Raw genomic sequence first — 25,093 nt, 5'->3', positions numbered from 1 at the left:
CATTTATATTTAAAATGATCGGGGAAAGCATACATAGTACTATTCTAAATCACCTTAAAAAGGTAATATCACTTTCTGAGAGTGAGCAGCAGGAATTTACTAGCATCTTGGAAGAGGTAAAGATCTCCAAAAAGAATTTTTTAATCGAACCCGGAGATTTGGTGAATTCTGAATACTACGTCGTTTCAGGCTGTTTAGAGGCTTATTATCTGGATGAAACAGGAGACAAACACATCATCCAGTTTGCATTGGAAGATTGGTGGATTTCAGATTTTGAAGCTTTTTTTAATAACGTTCCGGCTAAGTTATATGTAGAAACTATTGAAGATTCAGTACTTCTAGGTATTAATAAAGGGGTTTTGGAAGTTTTGTATACCCGTATTCCCCAGTTCGAACGTTTCTTTAGAATTAAAACCACCAGCGCTTTTGTTTCCTTACGCACAAGAATACTTTCTACGCTTCAAAAAAGTGGAAAAGAGCGCTATCTGGAATTTTGCGAATCGTATCCAAAAATAGAGCAGCGCGTTCCCAATTATCTAATCGCAAATTATCTGGGTTTAAAACCAGAGAGCCTTAGCAGGATAAGAAAAGAAGTTCTTTAGCTTAACTTTTTTTAACACTTCCTCCTAACTTACATCAAGCATTTTCAGCAGCTTTCGGCTTATTTTTGTCCTCATAAATCAACTAAAACATACTATTATGAAAAATATACTTTTTGTACTTACGAGTAACGACAAAATGGGTGATACCGATAAGAAAACCGGATTTTGGGTTGAAGAATTCGCAGCACCATATTATAAATTAACAGATGCAGGCTATAATGTAACTTTAGCTTCTCCAAAGGGTGGACAGCCTCCAATAGATCCAAATAGTGATACAGAGGATGCTGCAACAGAAGATACCAAGCGTTTCGATAAAGATAAAGAAACTCAAAAAATATTGGCCAATACCAAGAGATTGGAAGATGTAGATCAGAAGGATTTTGATGCTGTTTTCTATCCTGGAGGTCACGGACTTCTATGGGACCTTGTAGAGAACAAAACGTCTCAAGAACTTATAGAATCTTTTTACACAAATAAAAAACCTATTTCCTTTGTATGTCATGCCCCGGCAATATTGAAAAACATCAAGGATACAGATGGGAATGCGCTTGTAAAAGGAAGAAAGGTTACCGGATTTACAAATGGGGAAGAAGAAGCAGTGCAGTTGACCGATGTTGTACCTTTTTTAATTGAAGATATGATGAAAGAAAAAGGAGCCGATTATAGCAAAAAAGGTGATTGGGAACCCTATGCATTGGAAGATGGATTGTTGATCACTGGTCAAAACCCCGCATCTTCTTCAAAAGTTGCCGATTTCTTAATGAAAAAATTGAAATAGTTTTTTGTTTTTAAATGCAAGGAACCAAAAGGTGAAAAGTTGCAATTTCAAATGCCCTTTAGAACAAGTTTCTAAAGGGCATTTGAAATTCAAGAAACACAGGACAAGTCCACCTGAATATTATGGACAGGCACCGGAAAATAAAATCCTCAATGAGGAATCAATAACCTCGGGGAATGCCCACGAGGTATGCATTGGAAACTATTTTTAAAAATTCGAGGTAAGCTTCGGGAAATAAATCCCTCAATGAGGGTTAAAATTTCCAGGCGATAAATCGGCTTTTTTTATTCCCCTGACTCATGGGAATTATTTTATAAGTAGCCTTTAATTTATCCAGCTGTTTGTAAATTTTACTAAGGCTTTCCTTTTTAGAGATAAGTGAGGTGAACCAACCCACTTGGGTCTTAAAATTCGTACTTTCCTTGATCATTCGTTTAAGGAATAAGGCTTCTCCACCATTACACCATAACTCGTGAGATTCCCCGCCAAAATTAAGTGGACTTCCAATTTCCCTTCCTAGATTCTTGGTTTTTCTTCGACTTGTTTTAGCTGCTTCTTCCTTAGAAGAGTGAAAAGGAGGATTGCACATACTAAAATTAAAATATTCCCCTTCCTTGATCACTCCTTTAAACATATTGGAATGATCATCCTGATATCTTATTTCGATATTCTGACTTAACTTTTTGGTACTGCTAATGTTATTTTGGGCTGCAACCACGGCATTTTCATCGATATCTGCACCAACCATTTTCCAGTGATAAATACTGTTTCCTAAAATAGGATAGATGCAATTAGCTCCAACTCCAATATCCAATCCTTTTACCTCTGGAGTTAATTTTTCTTCAGCCAAAAGATCGGCCAAATGATGGATATAATCTGCTCTTCCAGGAATAGGTGGAATGAGGTACTTTGGTGGAATATTCCAATCTGTTACTTTATAATGACATTTTAAAAGTGCTTTATTAAGATGCAACACCGATTGATTATTACCAAAATCGACAGTTTCTTCTGAATTAATATTATCGATAATATGATCACTTAATTCTGGATGAACTTTTACCAGTTCTTCAAAATTATACGCTTCGTTGTGAATGTTGTTTGGATGCAAAATAACAAGTTTTAATGTGGAGCAAAGATAAGTGTTTACTTCCTAAGAAATAACTTAATGAGCACTACTTCAGAAACCTCCCATGTATATTAAATAACTGTACTTTTGCAAAATGGCAAATACAATTAAAGATCAGAAAGAGATCTTAGAAAAAATGGGGATTAAGGAACTCAATCCTATGCAGGAAGAAGCTTGTGAGATAATAAATTCTAACTCCAACGTAGTTTTGTTATCCCCAACAGGTACAGGTAAAACACTGGCATTTCTATTACCAATTATAAACCAGTTGGATATGAATTCTAAAGAAGTGCAAGCCTTGATCTTGGTGCCTTCCAGGGAATTGGCAATCCAAATTGAACAAGTGGTTAGAGAGATGGGGACAGGCTACAAGACCAATGCAGTCTATGGAGGCAGGTCTTTTTCCAAAGATAAAATAGAGCTGAAGCATGAACCTGCTATTTTGATAGGTACCCCGGGAAGGGTTTCAGATCATTTGAGAAGGGAGACTTTTTTAGTTGATGATATTAAAACCTTGGTTTTAGATGAATTTGATAAATCTTTAGAAGTTGGTTTTGAAGAGCAAATGACAGAGATTATTAATGCCTTACCAAATATCGAAAAGCGCATTCTTACCTCTGCTACACAGCAAATCGAAATCCCAAAGTTTGTTGGGTTAAAAGATCCTGCACATATAAATTATTTGGATGGAAAAAAGAGATCTCAACTTCAAATTAAAACTATAAACTCTGCTTCTAAGGATAAATTGGAATCTTTAAAAGAAGTTTTAGATCATATTGGGAATAAACCGGGAATCGTGTTTTGTAATTTTCGAGATAGTATTCAGCGTGTAAGCGATTATTTAACCCAGAATCAGATTGGCCACGGTTGTTTTCATGGAGGTATGGAACAACAAGACAGAGAGCGTTCCCTTATTAAATTTAGAAATGGAACTCATAACATAATTGTAGCTACAGATCTTGCTGCTAGGGGATTGGATATCCCAGAATTGAATTTTATTATTCATTATCAGCTTCCACTAAAGAAGGAAGAATTTACCCATAGGAATGGTCGTACCGCTAGAATGAATGCTGCAGGGAATGCCTATGTTATAAAATGGGAAAAAGAAGATCTGCCTGATTTTATAGATTTGGACGAACTACAAAATCTTAAAAGTAATAATGCTTCTCAGGATACTTTATGGGAAACTTTATTTGTATCCGGCGGAAGAAAAGATAAAATCTCAAAAGGAGATATTGCAGGCTTATTTTTCAAACAGGGCAAACTTGAAAAGGATGAGTTGGGAGCTATAGAATTAAAACAAGATTGTTGTTTTGTTTCGGTGCCGGCAGCTAAAGCAAATGCACTTATCGCCTCACTTAATAATAGCAAACTAAAGAAAAAGAAAGTTCGAATTAAGCTTATATAGTAATGAAGCTTTCGATCACTTGAAATTTCGAAGTATATTTGCCACTTTTTAGCGATTATCATGAAGAATTATAAGGAAGAATCAGTTGAAATAGTTAGCGAAGAACAGATAGATCTATGTATAGATATTCTGAAAAATTTGGTTAATGATTCCAATCAAATTTTTGACCTTTCAGAAGAGAAACGTATCGCATTAATGAAAGCAGCTGGTGCACTTACTCGCCCTCAGCGTGATGAGTTTATAAAAAGAAAGAAAGATTCTAAAAAAGCCGCTAAAAGAAAAATGATCGAGCGTGATAAACATGCCCGAAAAGAAACCGGAATTCGAAGTGCACGAGAAGCTACCATCTTTATTGCTCCAAGTCTTGTTGAAGTACCCAAAGACGAACGTCCGGAATTAGAATCTCCACGGAACTGTTATGTATGTAAGACCATGTATACTAAGCTACATCACTTTTACGATACGATGTGTACAGAATGTGGCGATTTTAATTATGCCAAGCGCTACCAAACTGCCGATCTAACTGGCCAAGTTGCAGTAGTAACTGGATCTAGATTAAAAATTGGTTACCACATAACGCTCATGTTGTTAAAAGCAGGAGCAACTGTTGTTGCAACCACAAGATTCCCGGTAGATTCAGCATTGCGATTTTCCAAAGAACATGATTTCCAAGAATGGGGAGACCGTTTAAAGATCCACGGATTGGATCTTAGGCACATTCCAAGTGTGGAGATTTTCTGCAATTTTATAGAACAGCGATATGAAAGATTGGATATTCTTATAAATAATGCCGCACAAACGGTACGCAGACCTTCTGGCTTCTTTGCGCATTTAATGGAGAAGGAAGAGTTGCCTTATGAATCTTTGCCTGAATTTGCTAAAGATCTTTTGGCAGATCATCATAATTCATTACAAGAATTAAAATCCCTTACAGAAGGGGCGTCTAATAATCAGAACAACGTGTTGCCGGTAACCTGGCATGGATCGGAGCCGGGAATTGGGTTAAGAGCTTCGGCCAAGTTATCCCAGATACCATATAGTTTCGATAATTCCCTTTCTACTAAAGAAGTTTTTCCTGAAGGCGAATTGGATGCAGATCTGCAACAGGTAGATCTTCGGAAAACGAATAGTTGGAGGTTGCGATTAGGGGAAATAGAGACTACAGAAATGATCGAAGTGCAATTGGTAAATTCCGTTGCTCCCTTTGTATTATGTAATCGACTCTCAGATTTGATGAGAAAGGAGAATACAGATAAAAAGCATATTATAAACGTTTCTGCCATGGAAGGGAAATTCCATAGATTCAAAAAAGAAGATAGACACCCACATACCAATATGGCGAAAGCTGCATTGAATATGATGACGCATACTTCGGCATCAACATTTGCCAAAGATGGAATATTCATGAATGCCGTAGATACTGGCTGGGTAACAGATGAAGATCCTGCAGAATTATCCAAGAAAAAGGTAGAAATACATGATTTTCAGCCACCATTGGATATTGTAGATGGCGCAGCACGGGTAATGGATCCTCTGTTCGATGGGATTAATACAGGAAAGCATTGGTGTGGGAAATTCCTTAAGGATTATAGACCGATAGATTGGTAGAGAATATTTATATTTAGATATCCATCTTTTGTTCCAACTTGTTTCGTCACCCTGAATTTATTTCAGGGTCTCTATTTACTGAATTGATTTTTAGTGTTATGATATTCTGAAACAATTCCGATAAGTATCGGAACAGAATAATACAATTTAGCATCGTATAATGCTTTGCGGATATATAAAAATTCTAAATAAGATATGGAAAATAATAAAATACCTCAAAAACAACACAACAATCAGTTACACGGAGTAAAACTGGTTGATATTATTGAGCGTTTGGTAGAAAAACATGGATGGGAAAAAATGGGAGAAATGCTTCCTATTAGATGTTTTACACACGATCCTTCCGTAAAATCCAGCTTAAAATTCCTAAGAAAAACCCCTTGGGCTAGAGATAAGGTAGAGAAGATTTATATGGAGTCAATTAAATAAATTTTTCTAATTAAATGTCATTCTGAAGGAGCGTAGCGAACTGAAGAATCTCAATGGAGCAGAGGTGATTTTATACGAGATTCCTCCTGCGTCGGAATGACAGAAGTGCGTCATTGTGAAGGCAGCGTAGCGAACTGAAGAATCTCAATCCTAATATTTCATCAAATTTATAATTATATTAATTTGATGAAAACAATAGGCACCCATAACTACTACACTTATATCCTCACTAATAAGAGCAAAACGGTTTTATATATTGGTGTTACCAATGATCTAAAACTTCGACTTCAATTTCATAAGAAGCCAAGCTCAATTAATAATTTTACATCAAAGTATAAATGCTTCTATTTAATCTATTATGAGCACTTTCAAGATATTAACTTAGCAATAGGTAGGGAAAAAGAATTAAAAGGTTGGAGAAGAGAAAAGAAGGAACTATTAATTAATTCAATAAATCCTCATTGGGATTTCTTAAATGATAGTGTTTAAGTTTTTAGTTAAATATAGATCCCTCCTCCGTCGGGATGACAACTATTGAATGAATGTCATTCTGAGCATCGCGAAGAATCTCAAAGGAGCAGAGATAATCTTTAAGAGATTCCTCCTTCGTCGGAATGACAAATGTGTGTCATTCTGAAGGTAGCGCAGCGAACTGAAGAATCTCGATTTATTGAAGAATTATCTACAAGAAATCCCTCCTTTGTCGGGATCACAACTAAAAAATGCACGAATATCATAATAATATTCGTGCATTCGTGGCTTTCAATTAGGATGTTATTTACTGTTCTCTATCCATCTATCAATCTTATTTTCCAATAATTCCAAGGGGACAGAACCTGTTTCCAAGACTTGATTGTGATACTGTCTAATATCGAATTTATCGTCCAGCTCATTTTTAGCTTTTTTACGCAATTCGATAATTTTCAATTGCCCGATCTTATAAGAAAGTGCCTGGCCTGGATTTGCCATATATCGTTCAATTTCAGAGGTGATTCCAGCTTCAGATTCTGCTTCGTTGTCCATAGAATATTGAATTGCTTGCTCTCTGGTCCATCCTTTGGAATGCAAGCCAGTGTCTACAACCAACCTAACCGCACGGTGCATTTCTGCTCCCAACATTCCGAAATATTGGTAAGGATCTGTATATAATCCCAGTTCTTTCCCTAGAGATTCCGAGTATAAAGCCCAGCCTTCCCCATATCCGCTGTACCATAAGGTTTTTCTGAATTGCGGTAAGACAGTACTTTCTTGAGTTAAAGAGATCTGGTAGTGATGCCCTGGAATTGCTTCATGTAAAAATAAAGATTCGTCTGAATACCCGTTATAAGTAGTTGCATCTGGAATTGGCACATAAAATATTCCTGGACGGGTTCCATCTAAAGAACCTTGATTATATTCAGCACTTGCGGAATTTTCTCTGAATGCTTCCGTTCTGCGAACTTCAAAAGGTGTTTTTGGAGCCATGTCAAATAATTTTTTCAATTGAGGTTTCATTTTTTCATGAATTGCGTTGAAATTAGCAATAACCTCCTCTGGAGTTTTATAAGGCATCAACGCCTTGTTCGTTCTAACAGCATTAAAAAACGATTTTAGATCTCCTTTAAAACCGATTTGTTCTTTCACTTTTTCCATTTCTGAAGAAATTCGTGCCACTTCATCCAATCCTAATTGATGGATCTCTGCAGCGGTCAAATCTGTAGTGGTATATAATTTTATCTGATGCTTGTAATAGGCCTCTCCATTTGGTATGTCTGCAATTCCGCTTGTAGTTCTTCCATTTGGCAAGTATTCATTCTTTACGAAATCATGTAGTTTTTGATAAGCAGGGATCACTTTTTCTTTGATCATTTTGGTATACTCTTCCTTTAAACGTGTTTTATTTTCAGCAGAAAAACCTTCGGGAAAATTGTTGATAGGAGTATAAAAAAGGTGTTTATTAAGGTCCTTTTCTGTCATTGCATCCAATTGTGGAATCACTTTAACAATTAAAGATCTTGGAAGGACATAGCCTTCTTTCATCCCTTCTTCCATCTTTTCTTCTACAGAATTCATCCAAACTAAATAGGCGTCTACACGTTTTTGCCAGTTTTCATAATCCTCTACGGTTTTAAATGGCTGGGAACTCATTCCACTGGCCAATTGACCCATATTAAGGTTCACAGACCACATTTGATCTATTGGAAAAAATTCAGAATTCCGAAACTCTAAGGTTTCTAAATTCATATCGCACTCCCACTTTAAAATAGCCTTGCTCATTTGCTCGGTTTCAGAAAGTTTCGAGTCATCGAATTTTGCCAGTTCTTCTTTATAAGAGGTATAATAATTTTTTAATGAGTCTCTGTAAGCTTCAGAAAGAGTATTCGGGAATTGATCGTTATACCTGTTATCTCCTGCTGCAGTTGCACTTAATGGGTTCAGCTTAAGACCTTCTTCATAATAGGAGTCTAACAAATCATTAAATTCTACTCCTATATTATCTTCAGCATTATTTTCTTGTTTAGATTCGTCTTTACAAGCAATTAGTACAAGTGTTAAGCAGAATGGTATTATTATTCTTTTTATCATAATTAATAATTTTTTATTCAGGATATAAATATAGTTGAAATATGCTTGGCTTATAAATATTGCTAAAATACTCTATAGTTATAAAGTGTTTTCTGAGAACAGATCGAGCAAATCTTTTTTAAATTATGTATTTTTGATTATGCGTATTTATGTATATCCGTTTTCTGTCCTAAAAAGTTCTTTCGTCACCCTGAATTTATTTCAAGGTCTCAATATTGCATTGATTTACATTGAAATGAGATTCTGAAACTCCCGAACGGTCGGGACAGAATGACGTCATTTTTCAGTTTAGGATACTTTACGTACAAACAATTTCGTTTTTATCCCTTTAGAATAAAAATTTAATTGGTTTGATGATTTTGTCCCCCTGAGCCCTTCGTCTATCGCTCAGGATAAACTATAGTCGAAGTGTCAGAAAACATCTTGACTTCGATGTGACCTTTAAAAACAATACTGCTTAGAAAACAAATATTCACGATGTGATATTATTACTTAAAAAAATTCCAAAACATGAACAAGAAAATAAAAAACATAAAACCTCTAGGCTTTCCTTGGGAAACTCGTGATCCATTTCTTTTCTGCGCCTATCATAGAGACGAATATCCAAAAGGGAATGAAAAAATGGGGCCTGCAGTTTCGTTAAATGGAAGAAATATTGGTGAGGATTTTACCATTAAAGACGGATGGAGAATGTATCACGGGAGCACCATGCCTGGATTTCCTTATCATCCGCACCGCGGATTTGAAACCATCACCATCAATAAAGAAGGCTTTGTAGATCATACAGATTCACTAGGAGCAGCCGGTAGATTTGGTGCTGGGGATGTACAATGGATGACAGCCGGGAAAGGTGTACAACATTCAGAAATGTTCCCATTGCTAAAAGAAGAGGAAGGAAATCCGTTAGAAATATTTCAGGTTTGGCTGAATTTACCAAAAGCCAATAAAATGGTGGATCCTCATTTTAAGATGCTGTGGACAGAAGATATTCCAGTAGTAACAGTTACAGATGCTAATGGTAAAAGTTCAAAAATAGATGTAATTGCAGGTAGTTTTGAAAATACAAAGGCATTAGCTCCAACCCCGGATTCTTGGGCGGCTAATCCAAATAATGTAGTTACGGTGCTAACTATTAAAATGGAAGCAAATGCAGAGTTAAAGATACCGGCCATTAAAGAGGATATAAACCGAACTTTATATTTCTATAAAGGAGATCAACTACAAGTGGAAGATCAAACTATTGATGCAAACCATTTAATTGAAATCGTTTCTACTGAAGATGTTTTACTTAAAAATGGAACTGAGGAAGGCTATCTTTTAATGCTGCAAGGGAAACCCATAAATGAGCCGGTAGCTCAATATGGTCCCTTTGTAATGAATACGCAAGCCGAAATTCAGCAAGCCATGCAGGATTATCAAAAAACTCAATTTGGAGGTTGGCCCTGGCCAGAAAGAGAACAGGCGCATGCAAGGGAGAAAGGCAGATTTGCATTGCATGCCGATGGATCTGAGGAGAGAAAATAATTCTTTTAAATAATTAGAATGATGAAAGATAAAATATACTTGAAAAAAGTAAAGTTTTTACTTCCTTCAGTAAAGATAGATATGGGTGGCTTTCCAGTAAAACAAGCCTTACCTACACAAAAAGTGCAACAGGTAGATCCATTTTTGTTGTTGCATCATGCTACGGCTAAATACAATAAGAATAGGCCGGCCAAACATCAAGGCGTGGATCCACATCCACATCGGGGGTTTTCTCCTGTTACTTTTATAATTCAGGGAGAAGTGCGGCATCGTGATAGCTGGGGGAACGATCAGGTGGCAAAGGCAGGGGAGGTGCAATGGATGCACGCTGGTGCAGGAATAGTGCATAGCGAAAGGCCATCAGAATACCTTGTAGCCTCTTCCGGCAAGCAAGAGATCATTCAATTATGGATTAATTCTCCTAGCTCCAAGAAAATGCAACCTCCAGAATACATTTATCTGTCTAAAGACGCAATGCCTAAATTTCATTCTGAAGATGGAAAAATCTCCAATAAGTTAGTCGCTGGTCGGTATAAAGAATTAAGGTCCAAACTGAAAACTCAAAGCGAGTTACTAGTGTTATGGGGAAGTGCTGAAGCGGATGGAGAACAACGACTGGAAATTCCTGCAGGATTTAATTCGATGTTATATTTAATTAAAGGAACCATGAAATTGAAGGCTTATGGCATAATTGAAGCCGAACATCTCGCAGTTTTTGGTGAGCATGGTAATGAGATTGAGATGAACTTCCCTGAAGACTCTCAATTTTTACTGCTTTGTGGTAAACCATTGGACGAAAAAGTGACACAACATGGGCCCTACGTCATGAATACCCAAACCGAAGTTTTGGAAGCAATGCGGGATTACCAAATGGGAAAAATGGGAATTCTTATTGAGGAGTGATGTACCCCCGAAACAGGATTGGCGGGGTACTTCATTTTTTTATTATAAAGCACCTCTATGGACTGCCCGTCTCTACTGGTTCATTTCTTAGGTAGATAATAAATGGTTTGTGAATAATTCTATAATCAGCCTTTTTTCCATACTTTATTAATTAGGGCTACCTTGTGTCCCAATAAAAATGAATAATTCTAAATTACAGCAGTTCCCCATCATGAAAAATGCCCTATTTCTATTTTCACTTATTGCTTTGATTTTTTCTGAAATTGGATTTGCCCAGATAAAATTTCCAGAGAGTGATCCCTCAAAAGGATACGCATATAAAGAGGTTCACGCTCGTGTTGCATTCCCTTTTGAAGGAGACAATAGAATTTGGGTAAAGGGTTCGGCAGAATATCCTAAAGGGATCATTCGCGACACCTCGAATGTTATTTTAAAAAGGTTTGATTTACAGCCTCCTTTTTATACTTCAGTTATAGCAGTTCAATCTAATATAGTTACAGTAGAATTTTGTGGTGCCAATAAGGAATGTATTTCATACGGCAAAATATATCCCGGTAATTATAAGGCTGTTCCCAAGGATAATTTTTCAATTTTATTATATGGCTGCATGGAGCCTTTTCATATTACCTATAAAGATGATGGAACTCCAATTACCGAAATTTTTGAAGGCGGGAAAAATTCCAGTTTTCAGTTGCGTTCCCTTTTCAAAAATGTTGCAATGGAACAACCTGTTCAATTTGAAGATTCTATAAAAGTAAAGCAGGAATACCAATTCAACGGAATTAAAGATTCCACGCTATTAAAAGGAGCGCCAAACCTCATTATCACTACAGGAGATCAGGTTTATGTAGATGCCGGGTATGGGGAGAAGATGAAAAAAGATGTAATACATCCCTTATCTGCCTGGGAAACCAAGAGAAGGCCTTTGCCTTTCAATAATTCTGAAACACATTATATACAATATTTAAACAAGCTTTACAACGCTTCGTATTCGTTTAATGAGATTGAAGCTGCTCATAGCAAATTACCAACTTTAAGTACCATAGACGATCATGAGCTAAGAGACGGCTGGGGATCGCAGAAGGATGAATATGAGAATGGAACCATGAACCCGTTTTTAGAAAATCATTATAAACTAGGGAAACAGGCTTTTTTAGAGCATCAGTTATTACTTTCGAATAAATCTTCCAAAGAGGTTAGAGACTTACTGGTTGAAAATAAATCTATGGAATATGCTTTCGAAGTAAATGGCAAAAAAGGCTATGTGTTCGATCTTCGAAGCTCAAGAGATATCAATACCAATAAGGTATTAGGTGAAAAACAATGGAAAGATTTCGAGGGCTGGCTCAATAAATTGGAACGAGATCAGGAAATAATATTGATCACTTCAATTCCATTAACCTTAAGACCGTTAAAATTTATTGAAGATATCGCCAAATTATTTAAACCCGAATTACGGGATGATGTTCGGGATGGCTGGTCTTCCAAAAACAATATAGCTGAAAGAAATAGGCTAATAGGTTTATTGGTAAAACATAGGATAGAAAGGGACATTAAACCCATATTTGTGAGTGGAGATGTTCATAAGTCTGCATTAATTGAAATTTGGGTGGACACCAATGTTAAAAGAAATAGTAAACACGACATTGCCGAAACAATGATATTAGGATATGAGGTGGTGGCAAGCGGAATTTCCCATGAGTTTATAAAGACCGGGATTTCTAAATCGATGTTTAGATTGCTTGAGAGCCAAAATATTGGAGATGGTTTTATAGATTTCGAATATGAAGGAAAGCGAGCAAGTTTATATCCAATGGTTAGAAAATCGATCGTAGCTCAAAATTTTGGCGCTATTGAATTTGAGAAGGATCAAAAAACAAAGATCCATACTTTTGTCTATAACCAGTCGAATGATCAGTTGGAACAACACTATTTGGAATTGGATTTTGAGAAGAAATTACCCGATGAAGATTACTACAGGATAGAGAAAAAAGGAAATAAAGAGAAAAAAACCTTTGTACCACCAATTCCGCATGGAATGAGGGTTTTAAAGAGCAACTAATTTACTATAACAAGTATTTAATTGATTTACAGTAGTTTATAAATTATTTGCCATTATATTTGCACTCCAAAAATAATAGACCATTTTTTTAAAATTAACCCTTACTTACACAAATACCCTATAATGAAGACCCTAAAAATCACAGAATTAAGCGAACTAGTCAAAGGAGAACTAGTTGGCGATACGAGCTTGCTTATTACCGGACCGGAGCAATTGGAACGTGCAAAAAATGGCCATATTTCATTTATAGGCAATAGAAAATATATCAAGCTTTGGAAAACTTCCAATGCCGTAGCTGCAATAATAAACGATAATCTAGTTTTGGAACCGGAAGAAGGTCGAGCCTTGATACGCGTAAAAAATGCAGATCTGGCAATGGTTAAGATGTTGGAAGTCTTTAATCCCGGTCAGCCACAATTGGAATCTGGAATCCATGCAACTGCAACAATTCACGAAACTGCCAAGATAGGATCCAATTGTGTGATAGGGGCAGGGTGCTATGTTGGAAAAGATGTGGTTTTGGGAGATCATGTTTTCCTATACCCTAATGTGACTATCCTAGATGAAACAAATATTGGAAACAATACTACGATCTGGTCTGGTACTGTTATTAGGGAAAGAACTGAAATTGGTAGCCATTGTATTTTCCATAGCAATGTGAGTATAGGATCTGATGGTTTTGGGTATAGACCAAGTGACGATGGTCGCGGATTGGTTAAAATCCCACAAATTGGAAATGTGGTTATTGGACATCAAGTAGAAATTGGAGCAAATTCTTGTGTAGATCGCGGAAAATTTAGCTCTACGGTTATTGGTGATGGTTGTAAAATCGATAATCTAGTACAGATTGGACATAACTCGGTAATGGGACGTTCATGTATCATGGCTGGGGGAAGTGGTCTTGCAGGTTCTGTTACCCTGGGAGATGGAGTAATTATTGGAGGTAGTGCATCTATAAAAGATCATACTACCGTGCATTCCGGTGCTGTTGTTGGTGGAGGTTCAGGCGTTATGAGCGATGTTGCTGCTGGGAAAACGGTTTTGGGATATCCAGCATGTGATTCCAAGGATATGCTTAAACAATGGGTTGCACTTAGAAACCTTATCAAAAACTAAGAATTTTAAAATTCCAATTTTAGGAATATTCTTCAGCCAAGTTTTCAATGAAAATAATGGCTGTTTTTTCAAGGCTTAAAAGCGAAAAGAGTACTTACCTTTGTCAAAAATTATTATATGTCAATTCAGTTTTCCCGTTTAGGAATATCAGCAGAGATTATTAAGAGTTTAGATGAATTAAAGATCACTGTCCCAACGGAAATTCAGGAGAAGACGATCCCCATTTTACTTAATAAAACGGAAGATTTTGTAGGGCTTGCAAAAACGGGAACCGGAAAAACTGCTGCCTTTGGGTTGCCATTGCTTCAACTTATCAATGTTGAAGAATCCCATATTCAGGCTGTTGTTTTAGTTCCAACCCGGGAATTAGGCCATCAGATCCTAAGCAATCTGGAAAGCTATGCTCCCAATTTGCCTGATGTTTCAATCACGGCTACTTGTGGAGGAATCCCAATTAAGCCACAAATTGAAAGATTATCAAAACCCACACATATAGTAATTGCGACTCCAGGAAGACTTATAGATCTTATAAAACGGAAGGCTATAGATCTTTCTAAAGTCAACTATTTGGTATTGGATGAAGCAGATGAAATGGTTACCTCTTTAAAAGACGGATTGGATGAAATTATTGCTGAATTACCTAAGAAAAGAAGAACGCTTTTATTTTCTGCTACACTGCCGGGAACTATAAAGCAACTTATCCAAAATTATATGTCCAAACATGTAATCCAGATAAGTGCCAATATGGAGACCGTAGGGAATCAGGAAATAGATCACGAATTTGTAGTGGTGGAACCTATTGAGAAGTTGGAGGTTTTAATGCATTTTTTATCCTCTAAAGAAGGGGAACGCGGAATTATATTTTGCAAGACCAAAGCTGCGGTAAATAAATTGGCGAAGAATTTGGCGATCAACAAATTTTCTTCAGGTGCATTGCATGGTAGTTTGTCCCAACCAATCCGGGACCGCATCATGAAACAGTTTCGAGAAGGGCATATAAATATCCTTGTTGCTACAGATCTTGCGGCTCGTGGGATAGATGTAAAAGAGATCTCTTATGTAGTGAATTACCATTTGCCAGATGTGTACGAAGTGTATGTGCATAGAAGTGGAAGAACAGCCAGGGCAGGAGCAAAGGGGCTTTCTTTAACCGTGATTCAAAATGAAGAAATTCTGGATATTGCAGAATTTCAGGACGAATTGGGAATTGTATTTAAAGAATATTCAAAACCCGATGCCAAAAGTGTAGAGGATAATAATACACTTTTATGGGCGAAGCAAATATTTAAGACCAAGCCCAACCACGAAGTTTCCTCAGAATTAAAGGAGAACGTAAAGACCATTTTTCATCATTTAACCAAAGATGAATTAGTTGAGAAGATGCTTGCTTCTTACCTATTACAGCACAAAACTGCGACGGTTTTAAAAACGGAAGCTCCTAAGAAGAAGCGTTAATAGTCAACTTACTATTCTCGTATCTTGATTGATTTGATATCATTTAAAAATAGATCCCGATAATTGGGATAAAAAGAGTAATTTCGCGCCTTATTTAAAATGAGGCATTTATGAAGCGTGTTAACGAATACAAGAAATTATTTAATGTTGAAAAAGATATAGATCTTAAACAACTAAAGACTTCTTACAGAAATCTGGTAAAAGAATGGCATCCGGATAAATTTCAGGAAAGTGATGAAAAGCACACGGAAGCTGAAATTAAAAGCAAGCAAATCATTGATGGTTACCACTTTTTAGTGAGTATAGCTCCTGAAACTAAGGCAGCTAATCTTGAGGAATACAATACAACTACCTCTGAAGCTGGGATTGCCGATTTCCAACATAAAGGCAATGTATTGGAAGTATCTTTTACAGATGGTACTACTTACGAATACTTTGGGGTAAACAAACCTTTATTTGTAAAGCTTATAAATTCCGATAGACAATTCAGGTTTGCAAAAAGAAACATTTTTACTTCTTTTCTTTATAGAAAATCCAAAAAAGATCAAGAACTGCAACCTGCTTAGAGCTAAAATTACACTCAATATAATCCAGAGACCAAAAATCTTTGGATTTTTTGTTTTATTGGATCTTTTATTTTGTCCTTCTTACAAAGGAGGGATCTACATTATTACAATTGCGATAAATTGAGATCCTTCAGTGCGCTACGCTGCCTTCAGGATGACAAACCAATGTCATCCGATGTCAGGAGGGATCTCAAAAAAAAATCCTGCTTCGTTGAGATTCTTCAGTGCGCTACGCTGCCTTCAGGATGACAAACGAATGTCATCCCGACGAGGGAGCTATCGTGTGGACACAATTATTTACTAGTGTTATGTTAAGTTGTAATTGACGGGTAGAGTCTTTTGAGTTTTATACGTGCCTGGTCATTTGTAAACTGCCAATTGATTTTTGAGGTTTTGTTGTTTCTGTGATTTTGCCACGCATCCACTTCTGATTTTATTTCCTTCTCGCTGGCAATATGACGGTTTAAGCATTGGCCATTGAGTACATGCAATTCTATTTCTGCCATGTTCAGCCAGCTCCCGTGCTTAGGTGTGTAAACAAATTCAAACCTGTCCCGGAGCCTTTTGGCTTCCTGCGGTTCAAATGTTTCATAAAAGGCCGATGCATCATGCGTTTTGAAATTGTCCATCACCAGTTTTATCTTTTTAGCCTGTGGGTACACCTCATCAGCTATTCTCTTGATAAATTTAGCCCAGTCTGTTTTTGTTTTACGCTGGGTAATTTCAACCAGCCTTTTACCCTTCAAGGGTTCATTGGCCATAAAAATATTTACCATACCATGTCTGATGTACTCATAGTCCATCCTGGCCTCCTGTCCCGGCTTGATGGGCGTTGAGGCTACCTCTTGGATTAACTGCTTGGGCGATTCGTCCATGCAAACAACCGGAAAGTCTTCATCGTATGGCATTTTGTATACGTCTAGCACATATTCCATATTAGCTACAAATTCACTGCTCTGCTCTGGGGGAATGACCCAGCCTTTTACTTTCCAAGGCTTAAGTTCGTTTTTTTTAATACCTGGCCCACTGTGACGTGCGATATGTAATCGATATATTCCAATTCCACCATCCTGTCCGCCAAAAGTCTCAATGACCATTTCGAAAATCCTTCTGGGGGCTCACTGCAACAGAGTTTAACCAATTTAGCCTCAATATCCCCATCTACCTTTTTTGTGTAATTCTGGCTTGAAACACGTCGTTCCAAAACACTTTCAAATCCTTCTTCAATGAACTTCTTCTTTACCCGGCCTATCGTTCGTTCACCTATTTTGAGAACTTTGGTAATCTCCGCATTCTTTATCGTGGTATCATCGGAAAATTCCCCTTTATCGCAGTTTAACAAAATGTAGGCGGTGCGAAAGGCCTGAGAGGTATGACGTCCTTTACTAATAATTCCGTTAAGCTCTTCAACTTCCGTTTGGCTCAACTTGATGGTGTAGTGTATCATTGGCTTATTTTAAGGCCAAGATATAAATAATAACCGTCATATCATAATTAACTTAACACTAGTTTAAGGGATTAGCATTAATTTTACTCAAAAAATGAGAAGGGGGTTCACAGGCTTAGGGGATAAACGTTTGGTTTATCGGGGCAACAAGATTTTATCGGACCTGTTCAGCAAGAGCGTCCATTCGATCCGTCAGCTCAGCAGGAACGAATCAGACGCAAAGGCCGTTTACCGTTTTTTGCAGAACGATAGGGTCAGTGAAGAAGATATAGTAGAGAACCTGGTACATAATTGCCAGATGGCTTGTGCGGGCAAATTTGTTGTCTGTATCCAAGATACCACGGAGGTCAACCTAAGCAGCCATGGTAATAGGATCAACAAAGATGGCTTTGTGGGCACGACCAATGCGAAGAATTCCCAGGGACTGGGGTTCTTTGTCCACCCAAGTTTGGTCTTGGATGCCGTGAGCGGCACCCCCTACGGCTATTCTGATATTAAGATCTGGAACAGGTCCTTGGACTTCAAATCAAAGCATGAAAGACAGTACGGCAAGCTGCCCATGGAAGAAAAAGAGTCCTATAAGTGGATAGAGGTGTCCAAAAACACACAGGCCTCACTAAGGGACGTGGTAGCGGGAATGGTGATCGTACAAGATAGGGAAGGGGATATCTACGAACAGTTTGCAAGCATACCAGATGCACGAACAGATCTATTGATAAGGGCCCGTGCGGATAGGGCCTTGGCGGATGGGTCAAAATTGTTCAGCTGCCTGGCGGACCAGCCCTGTCAAGGGTCCTATGAGGTACAGGTGGATGCCTGTGCAAAGACCAGAAGGAAAAAAAGGACCGCAAAAATTGAAATCAGATATAAAGAGGTAGAACTGAAAAGGACCAGGGCGGCCAGCAAGGCAGTGGCGCCCAGCATAAAACTATATCTGGTGGAGGCCAAAGAGGCTAACCGGGCCGGGCCGGGCAGGGTGTGCTGGAGGTTATTGACAAGCCTGCCCATAGAGACCCTGGAAATGGCAGAAATGTGCGTGGAATGGTATAAGTGGAGGTGGACGATAGAAGAGGTGTTCAAGATATTGAAAAAAGAGGGCTACAATATCGAGGCGTCAGAGCTGGAGCATGGGTCATCGGTAAGAAAACTGAGCTTGTTGATAATGGAGGTCATCATCCAACTGTTCTTGATGCGGCTGGCGTATGCAGTACCAGAAGGAGAGATGAGCGCCGATAGCTGTTTCACGGAAGAAGAGCAAGCGTTTTTAGAGCACCAGATAATAAGACTGGAAGGTAGGACAGGGAAACAAAAAAACCCGTACAAGGAAAAAGGGCTAAAAAGATATGTTTGGGCGATAGCTAGACTTGGCGGATGGAAAGGCTATGAAAGCAAAAGGCATCCCGGCATAACGACCCTATGGATAGGACTGAAATATTTTAAGGCGGCCATGGAAGGGTGGACGATTCATAAAGATGTGTCCACACGATAGGAATCATCGGGACAGATGATGCCCTTTATCAGTTTTGGTTACTAGGGACAATCAAAAGATATTTAATGTTAATGATCAATCTGTTTTATATAGTTACTATATATTTGCCATTTCTGTTTTAAATTATGATAATTAATTCAATTTCATTTGCCTAAACTCATACGTATTACCACCATCCCCCTTTCCTTGGAAAAACTTTTGGAAGGTCAGCTCTCATTCATGAATGCTCATTACGAGGTAATTGCAATAGCTGCTGAAAAGGATCGACTTGAAAAATACGGAAGGGATAATAATGTAAAAACCTATTGGGTAAATATGACCCGGAAAATCACCCCCGTGGAAGATTTAAAAGCGGTATTCAAACTTTATAAATATTTCAAAAAAGAAAATCCGCTAATAGTCCACACGCATACACCAAAAGCTGGAATTGTAGGGATGTTTGCTGCAAAACTAGCAGGGGTCCCAATTAGACTGCATACAGTGGCCGGATTACCACTACTTGAAACTACTGGCGCTAAGAGGGGGATTTTGGATTTTGTTGAAAAGCTTACGTATAGTTTGGCTACAAGGATTTATCCTAATTCTTTTGAACTAAAAAAAATAATCCTTGATCAAAAATACACAGAAGCTAAAAAACTTAAAATTTTAGGGAACGGAAGTTCAAACGGAATTGATACCAACTACTTTGACCCTACTTTATATTCTGAAAAGGATAATGAGATATTAAGAAAAAAGCTAAATATTAATAAAAATGAACTTGTCTTCATTTTTATTGGAAGGATCGTTTCAGAAAAAGGCATCAACGAATTGATAACGGCATTTATAAAATTATATGAACGTAATCCGAAGGTGAAATTATTGCTGGTTGGACCATTTGAAAGTGATCTGGATCCAATTGATGATTCTAATTTGAAGATCATAAACTCCCATAAGGCAATTGTTTCTGTTGGATATCAAGTAGATGTTCGTCCTTATTTGGCGATTTCAGATGTGCTCACATTCCCAAGTTATCGAGAGGGGTTTCCAAATGTTGTAATGCAAGCCGGCGCGATGAACCTACCTTCTATAGTTACAAATATTAATGGTTGTAACGAAATAATTAAACATAACGAGAACGGTATAATAATTCCTGTAAAAGATAGCGACGGTTTATATAATGCAATGAGTCATTTAAATAATGACCGATCCTTTCTAGAGGGATTGAGGAAGAATGCAAGGAATCATATTACTGCTAATTATGAAAGAGGGCAATTCTGGAATTTTCTTTTAAATGAATATAAAGAATTGGAAATGCTTTATAAGTTAAGGAAAAAGAAATAAAATATTTGCTTTAAAGAATTTTGTACTTTTGCTCGAATTTATCACTGAATATTTTAATTGGCGACAGCTAGATAATTTTATAAATGGATATCCGTTTTTTGTCATAATAAGTCATCTCGTCACCCTGAATTTATTTCAGGGTCTCAATTTATTGTATTGATTTGCAGAGTTATGAGATTCTGAAACAAGTTCAGAATGACGTCCTTTATCAGTATATGATACTTTACGGACAATCAATTCTATAATTTAAAACAGACTTTTTGAAGATTTATATATTATTTATTAAGCCTTTTTTTGATTTTATAATTTCATTAACGGCACTTCTAATTTTAAGTCCGTTATTATTAACTGCCACGATCCTATTATTTTTGGCCAATAAAGGAAATCCATTTTTTGTGCAAAAAAGGCCAGGAAAAAAGGGCCGAATTTTCAAAATCGTGAAATTTAAAACCATGACCGATGAAAAGGATTCTAATGGCAATTTACTTCCAGACTCACAAAGGTTGACAACAATTGGTTCATTTATTAGGAAAACCTCATTAGATGAAATTCCGCAACTATGGAACGTTTTAATAGGCGATATGAGTATTATTGGACCTCGACCCCTTTTGCCTCAATATTTGCCAATATATACGCCACATCAATATAAAAGACATGATTTAAGGCCTGGAATAACAGGTTGGGCCCAAGTGAATGGTAGAAATGCGATTAGTTGGACCCAAAAATTTGAATATGATGTATGGTATGTTCAAAATGTATCTTTTTTTGTAGATATGGAAATCCTTTTTAAAACTGTTCAAAAAGTTTTGGTTTCTGAAGGAATTAATGCAGAGAATATGGCTACTACTGAGCCATTTAATGGAAATAATTAATTATGAATATTTACGGGGCCAGCGGTCATGGAAAAGTAATCATCGATATCGCAGAATCGAATAATATTTCAATCGATCAAATTTTCGATGACAATAAAAATATAGAATTTCTAAACAAAAGAGCAGTTGTCCATGTCTTAAATCAACGCTTATTGGATGCTGATACTATCATCGCAATTGGAAACAACAAAATTCGGAAAAAGATCGTCGATTCCTTTAACGGCAACATTTCAGATGCAATAATCCACAAATCGGCTATAATATCACCAAGCGCAATCTTGGAAAAAGGAACTGTTGTAATGGCCAATGCCTGTGTGAACTCTTCTACCCAAATAGGCGAACATTGCATAATCAACACTGCTTCCACCATAGATCATGACTGTGTCTTAGGTAATTACGTTCATATTTCTCCCAATGCAGCAATTGCCGGAAATGTAGGAATTGATGAAGGAACCCACGTTGGAATTGGAGCCGTAATTATTCATGGTATAAAAATTGGTAAATGGGTAACGGTTGGAGCTGGGGCTGTAATTATTCGTGATATTCCAGATTTTGCAGTAGTTGTTGGCAATCCCGGTAAAATTATAAAGTATTTAAATTAAAATATATGGAACAGGGCAAAATATGGCTCTCCTCACCCCATATGGGTGGGACTGAACAAAAATTTGTTAATGAAGCTTTTGATGCGAACTGGGTAGCACCACTGGGCCCAAATGTAACAGGCTTCGAGTTGGATATAGAAAGCTATTTATCAGACTCGAAAAATGAAGTTAACGATGTTCACGTTGCAGCTTTAAGTTCAGGTACTGCCGCCCTTCATTTAGCGTTGATCTTATTGGGAGTTGAACCGGGGGATGAAGTATTGTGTCAAAGCATGACGTTTGCCGCTTCAGCAAATCCAATTATGTATCTGGGAGCAATTCCGGTTTTTGTTGATAGTGAAAGGGATACTTTAAATTTATGTCCTGTTTATTTAGAAAAGGCAATAGAAGATAGGATTTCCAAAGGAAAAAAGCCGAAAGCGATAATTGCTGTACATTTGTATGGCATGCCTTATAAAATTGATGACATACAAAAAGTTGCCGAAAAATTTGAAATCCCAATTGTTGAGGATAGCGCAGAGGCCTTGGGAAGTTCTTATAAAGGAAGGAAATGTGGTACTTTTGGTACAATTGGAATCTTATCATTTAATGGCAATAAGATCATAACCACCTCTGGTGGAGGTGCTTTGATCGCCAAGGAGAAGTCCGTTAAAAATAAAGCTGTATTTTTAGCCACCCAAGCACGGGATGATGCCCCACATTATCAACATAGCGAAATTGGGTATAATTATAGATTAAGTAATATTTCTGCAGGTATTGGTAGAGGACAGATGGAAGTCCTGGATGAGCACGTGGATTTAAGACGGGCAATGAACCAGTTTTATCAAGACATATTTTTAAATATAGAAGGAGTTACTGTCTTTTCTGAACCAAATGATGACTATTTTTGTAATAATTGGTTAACAATAATTTCTGTTGATGAAAAAGTTACTGGGAAATCCAGGGAAGAATTTAGATTATATATGGAAGGGCTTAATATAGAATGCAGGCCCCTTTGGAAGCCCATGCATTTGCAACCGGTATTTAAAAATATGCCTTTTTATGGAAATGGGATAGCAGAAGAATTGTTTGAAACTGGTTTATGTTTGCCTTCAGGTTCTAATTTAACCGGGGATGATAGAAAAAGATTGAGCGTGGGGATTAATGGATTTTTTAGCGCACAGAATTAAATAATTTATAAATGGGTGATCGGTTACTTTCAGCATTAAAATTGAGTTTGACCTCTTCAGATAGTGCATTGAATTTAAGAAATTTAAAGTACCTCCCAAGATGGGCTGTCTTTCTTATAGATATATTTTTAGTTTCCATATCCTCTTTGCTCACCATATTAATTATTATAGATCTCACACCCAACTATTATACTTTATTGGATTTTACATTAAAAGGGATCATTGTCGTGTTAACCAATATCTTCTTTTTCTTTGTTTTTAAAACATATGCTGGGATTATTCGATATTCCTCCAATATAGATGCCCTAAAATTAATATTGGCGACAACTTCCTCCTTTATAACCTTAATTCTCATCAATTACATCACATTCTTTGTGATTGGAGAAAAGGTTTTTTTAATAGGTGGCTTATTGATTAATTTATGGATTTCATTTTCACTGCTATTTTTATTTCGTCTTGGGGTCAAGCAGGTTTATGAGTTTTATAAAATTGCACTTCGGGGTGATTCTATTAAAAGAGCAGTTATTCTGGGAGCAGATGAGAATGCTATATCTATTGCAGGTGCCTTGAATATTGAACATCCACGAAGGTTTAAAATTGTGGGTTTTCTAACGAAAACCAAACATAACAATAGTATTAGGATTTTGGACAAGCCTGTGGTGAAATATAAAACCACTATTCATAATCAGCTTAAAATTTTAAATGCTTCAGCCGTAATTCTCACGGAACAAAATTTTTCTGCTGAAGAAAAGTTTGCCTTGGTAGAAGATTGCTTAGAAAACAATATTCAAGTTTTTAATGCACCCTTGGTTTCCAATTGGCATGAAGATGACAAACCAATAGCCCAAAAAGTAAAAACCTTACAAATTGAAGATTTATTGGACCGGGAACCAATAATGTTGGAGAGGGAAAATAAATCGGCTCAACTTACTGGGAAAACCATATTGGTTACAGGTGGAGCAGGTTCTATTGGAAGTGAAATTGTAAGACAGGTTGCTCAATACACTCCTAAAAAGTTAATTATTTTAGATCAGGCAGAAACTCCCTTACATAACCTTCAGTTGGAAGTTGAAGCCAAATTCCCAGATTTAAACTATAGGTGTATAATTTGCGATGTTGGAAATCAAAAAAGATTGGAGTTAATGTTCCAGAATCACAGCATAGACGTGGTTTATCATGCAGCAGCGTATAAGCATGTGCCATTAATGGAAGCCAATCCACACGAGGCTATTTCGGTAAACATTCGTGGAACAAAGAATCTTGCGGATCTAGCTATTAAATATGATGTAGGCCATTTTGTAATGGTTTCTACAGATAAGGCTGTAAATCCAAGCAACGTAATGGGAGCCTCAAAAAGAGCTGCTGAAATGTATGTACAATCGCTTTACCATCATCAGTCCAAATTTGATAAGAAGGAAACCAAATTTATAACTACCAGGTTTGGAAATGTGTTGGGTTCCAATGGATCTGTGGTTCCTTTATTTAGAAAGCAAATAGAAAAAGGGGGACCTGTAACCATTACCCATCCAGATATTATTAGGTATTTCATGACTATTCCAGAAGCCTGCCAGTTGGTTTTGGAAGCTGGAGCCATGGGAAAAGGAGGAGAGATTTTTGTCTTTGATATGGGCGAGCCCGTAAAAATCATGGATCTTGCTATTAAAATGATAAAGTTGGCTGGTTATACGCCCAATAAAAATATTAAAGTAAAAATCACTGGCCTTCGCCCTGGAGAAAAATTATACGAAGAGCTTTTAAATGATGAATGTAAAACGCTACCAACACACCATAAGAAGATTATGATAGGTATCGATAAAGTTCAGGATTATGATTTTATAAATTTAAAAATAGAAAAAATCATAAAATCTTCTGAAAAATTAAAGAATGATAAAGTGGTTGCAAAATTAAAAGAATTGATTCCCGAATTTATTAGTAAGAATTCAGCTTATCAAAGTTTAGATAAGTTGCCTTTCCAAAATAAAGAAGCAGAGTTAATGAATAAAAACAATTGATTTTAACACTACTTCTTATTTTTTAAATCTTAACCTTTTA

21 protein-coding genes are annotated in these 25,093 nt (G+C 36.9%); 18 read left to right on the top strand and 3 right to left on the bottom strand.

What is annotated here, in order from left to right; all coding sequences use genetic code 11:
* Positions 1-14: 14 nt before the first annotated feature.
* Both JM83_RS16840 and JM83_RS16835 read left to right on the top strand, forming a co-directional pair.
* Positions 15-602, top strand: coding sequence for a Crp/Fnr family transcriptional regulator (locus tag JM83_RS16840; RefSeq protein ID WP_261376845.1), 588 nt, complete (start codon positions 15-17; stop codon positions 600-602).
* Positions 603-699: 97 nt separating this feature from the next.
* Entirely contained in the window at positions 700-1,380 is a 681-nt protein-coding gene (locus JM83_RS16835; protein WP_144963263.1) for a type 1 glutamine amidotransferase domain-containing protein, read from the top strand.
* 253 nt (positions 1,381-1,633) lie between these two features.
* Here the strand turns inward: JM83_RS16835 and rlmF are convergent, their stop codons facing one another.
* Positions 1,634-2,488: a 23S rRNA (adenine(1618)-N(6))-methyltransferase RlmF gene (rlmF, locus tag JM83_RS16830; protein ID WP_144963262.1), complete on the bottom strand. Its 855-nt coding sequence runs from the start codon at positions 2,486-2,488 to the stop codon at positions 1,634-1,636.
* A 112-nt stretch (positions 2,489-2,600) separates the two neighbouring features.
* On the opposite strand from rlmF, the gene JM83_RS16825 reads away from it, so the two are divergent.
* The 4 genes from JM83_RS16825 (at position 2,601) to JM83_RS16810 (ending at position 6,440) form a co-directional block, all read left to right on the top strand.
* The gene (locus JM83_RS16825) at positions 2,601-3,914 is read left to right on the top strand and encodes a DEAD/DEAH box helicase (protein ID WP_144963261.1); all 1,314 of its coding nucleotides are present in this window, start codon (positions 2,601-2,603) and stop codon (positions 3,912-3,914) included.
* Positions 3,915-3,974: 60 nt separating this feature from the next.
* A complete protein-coding gene (locus JM83_RS16820) occupies positions 3,975-5,522 on the top strand; it encodes an SDR family NAD(P)-dependent oxidoreductase (RefSeq protein WP_186435031.1) in 1,548 nt (515 codons plus the stop codon).
* 195 nt (positions 5,523-5,717) lie between these two features.
* A complete protein-coding gene (locus tag JM83_RS16815) occupies positions 5,718-5,951 on the top strand; it encodes a VF530 family DNA-binding protein (RefSeq protein WP_144963259.1) in 234 nt (77 codons plus the stop codon).
* A 186-nt stretch (positions 5,952-6,137) separates the two neighbouring features.
* Positions 6,138-6,440: a GIY-YIG nuclease family protein gene (locus JM83_RS16810; RefSeq protein WP_144963258.1), complete on the top strand. Its 303-nt coding sequence runs from the start codon at positions 6,138-6,140 to the stop codon at positions 6,438-6,440.
* Positions 6,441-6,725: 285 nt separating this feature from the next.
* On the opposite strand, the gene JM83_RS16805 is transcribed toward JM83_RS16810, so the two are convergent.
* Positions 6,726-8,516, bottom strand: coding sequence for a DUF885 domain-containing protein (locus JM83_RS16805; RefSeq protein WP_144963257.1), 1,791 nt, complete (start codon positions 8,514-8,516; stop codon positions 6,726-6,728).
* Between the two features lie 510 nt (positions 8,517-9,026).
* On the opposite strand from JM83_RS16805, the gene JM83_RS16800 reads away from it, so the two are divergent.
* The 6 genes from JM83_RS16800 to JM83_RS16775 all read left to right on the top strand — a co-directional run bounded on the left by JM83_RS16800 (position 9,027) and on the right by JM83_RS16775 (position 16,142).
* Positions 9,027-10,040 (top strand): pirin family protein, encoded by a 1,014-nt coding sequence (locus tag JM83_RS16800; RefSeq protein WP_144963256.1) that lies wholly within the window; start codon positions 9,027-9,029, stop codon positions 10,038-10,040.
* 18 nt (positions 10,041-10,058) lie between these two features.
* A complete protein-coding gene (locus JM83_RS16795; protein WP_261376844.1) occupies positions 10,059-10,943 on the top strand; it encodes a pirin family protein in 885 nt (294 codons plus the stop codon).
* A gap of 178 nt (positions 10,944-11,121) precedes the next feature.
* Positions 11,122-13,005: an alkaline phosphatase D family protein gene (locus JM83_RS16790; protein ID WP_144963255.1), complete on the top strand. Its 1,884-nt coding sequence runs from the start codon at positions 11,122-11,124 to the stop codon at positions 13,003-13,005.
* A gap of 123 nt (positions 13,006-13,128) precedes the next feature.
* Complete coding sequence (gene lpxD, locus JM83_RS16785) at positions 13,129-14,121, top strand: UDP-3-O-(3-hydroxymyristoyl)glucosamine N-acyltransferase (protein ID WP_144963254.1); 993 nt, start codon at positions 13,129-13,131, stop codon at positions 14,119-14,121.
* Between the two features lie 117 nt (positions 14,122-14,238).
* Positions 14,239-15,576, top strand: a complete 1,338-nt coding sequence (locus JM83_RS16780; RefSeq protein ID WP_144963253.1) for a DEAD/DEAH box helicase — start codon at positions 14,239-14,241, stop codon at positions 15,574-15,576.
* Positions 15,577-15,686: 110 nt separating this feature from the next.
* Positions 15,687-16,142 (top strand): J domain-containing protein, encoded by a 456-nt coding sequence (locus JM83_RS16775; protein ID WP_144963252.1) that lies wholly within the window; start codon positions 15,687-15,689, stop codon positions 16,140-16,142.
* A 311-nt stretch (positions 16,143-16,453) separates the two neighbouring features.
* Here JM83_RS16775 and JM83_RS16770 read toward each other — a convergent pair.
* Positions 16,454-17,589 (bottom strand): IS630 family transposase gene (locus tag JM83_RS16770; RefSeq protein WP_144958303.1). Its coding sequence is split into 2 segments (ribosomal slippage): positions 16,454-17,160 and positions 17,160-17,589, totalling 1,137 coding nucleotides; the frame shifts between segments, so codons are not numbered across the junction.
* Between the two features lie 94 nt (positions 17,590-17,683).
* Here JM83_RS16770 and JM83_RS16765 point away from each other — a divergent pair.
* From JM83_RS16765 to JM83_RS16740, 6 genes are all read left to right on the top strand, one after another.
* Positions 17,684-19,078, top strand: coding sequence for an IS4 family transposase (locus JM83_RS16765; RefSeq protein ID WP_144962783.1), 1,395 nt, complete (start codon positions 17,684-17,686; stop codon positions 19,076-19,078).
* Between the two features lie 147 nt (positions 19,079-19,225).
* A complete protein-coding gene (locus tag JM83_RS16760) occupies positions 19,226-20,398 on the top strand; it encodes a glycosyltransferase family 4 protein (protein ID WP_144963251.1) in 1,173 nt (390 codons plus the stop codon).
* 266 nt (positions 20,399-20,664) lie between these two features.
* Entirely contained in the window at positions 20,665-21,270 is a 606-nt protein-coding gene (locus JM83_RS16755; RefSeq protein ID WP_144963832.1) for a sugar transferase, read from the top strand.
* 2 nt (positions 21,271-21,272) lie between these two features.
* Positions 21,273-21,872 (top strand): acetyltransferase, encoded by a 600-nt coding sequence (locus tag JM83_RS16750; protein ID WP_144963250.1) that lies wholly within the window; start codon positions 21,273-21,275, stop codon positions 21,870-21,872.
* Between the two features lie 5 nt (positions 21,873-21,877).
* On the top strand, positions 21,878-23,041 hold the full coding sequence (locus JM83_RS16745; RefSeq protein ID WP_144963249.1) for a DegT/DnrJ/EryC1/StrS family aminotransferase: 1,164 nt from the start codon (positions 21,878-21,880) through the stop codon (positions 23,039-23,041).
* An 11-nt stretch (positions 23,042-23,052) separates the two neighbouring features.
* Entirely contained in the window at positions 23,053-25,053 is a 2,001-nt protein-coding gene (locus JM83_RS16740; protein ID WP_144963248.1) for a polysaccharide biosynthesis protein, read from the top strand.
* Positions 25,054-25,093: the final 40 nt, after the last annotated feature.

This window comes from Gillisia sp. Hel_I_86 (genome assembly GCF_007827275.1).
Taxonomy (GTDB): domain Bacteria; phylum Bacteroidota; class Bacteroidia; order Flavobacteriales; family Flavobacteriaceae; genus Gillisia.
Note: the sequence above shows the minus strand (reverse complement) of the source record. Positions and strands in the feature narration are given on the sequence as shown.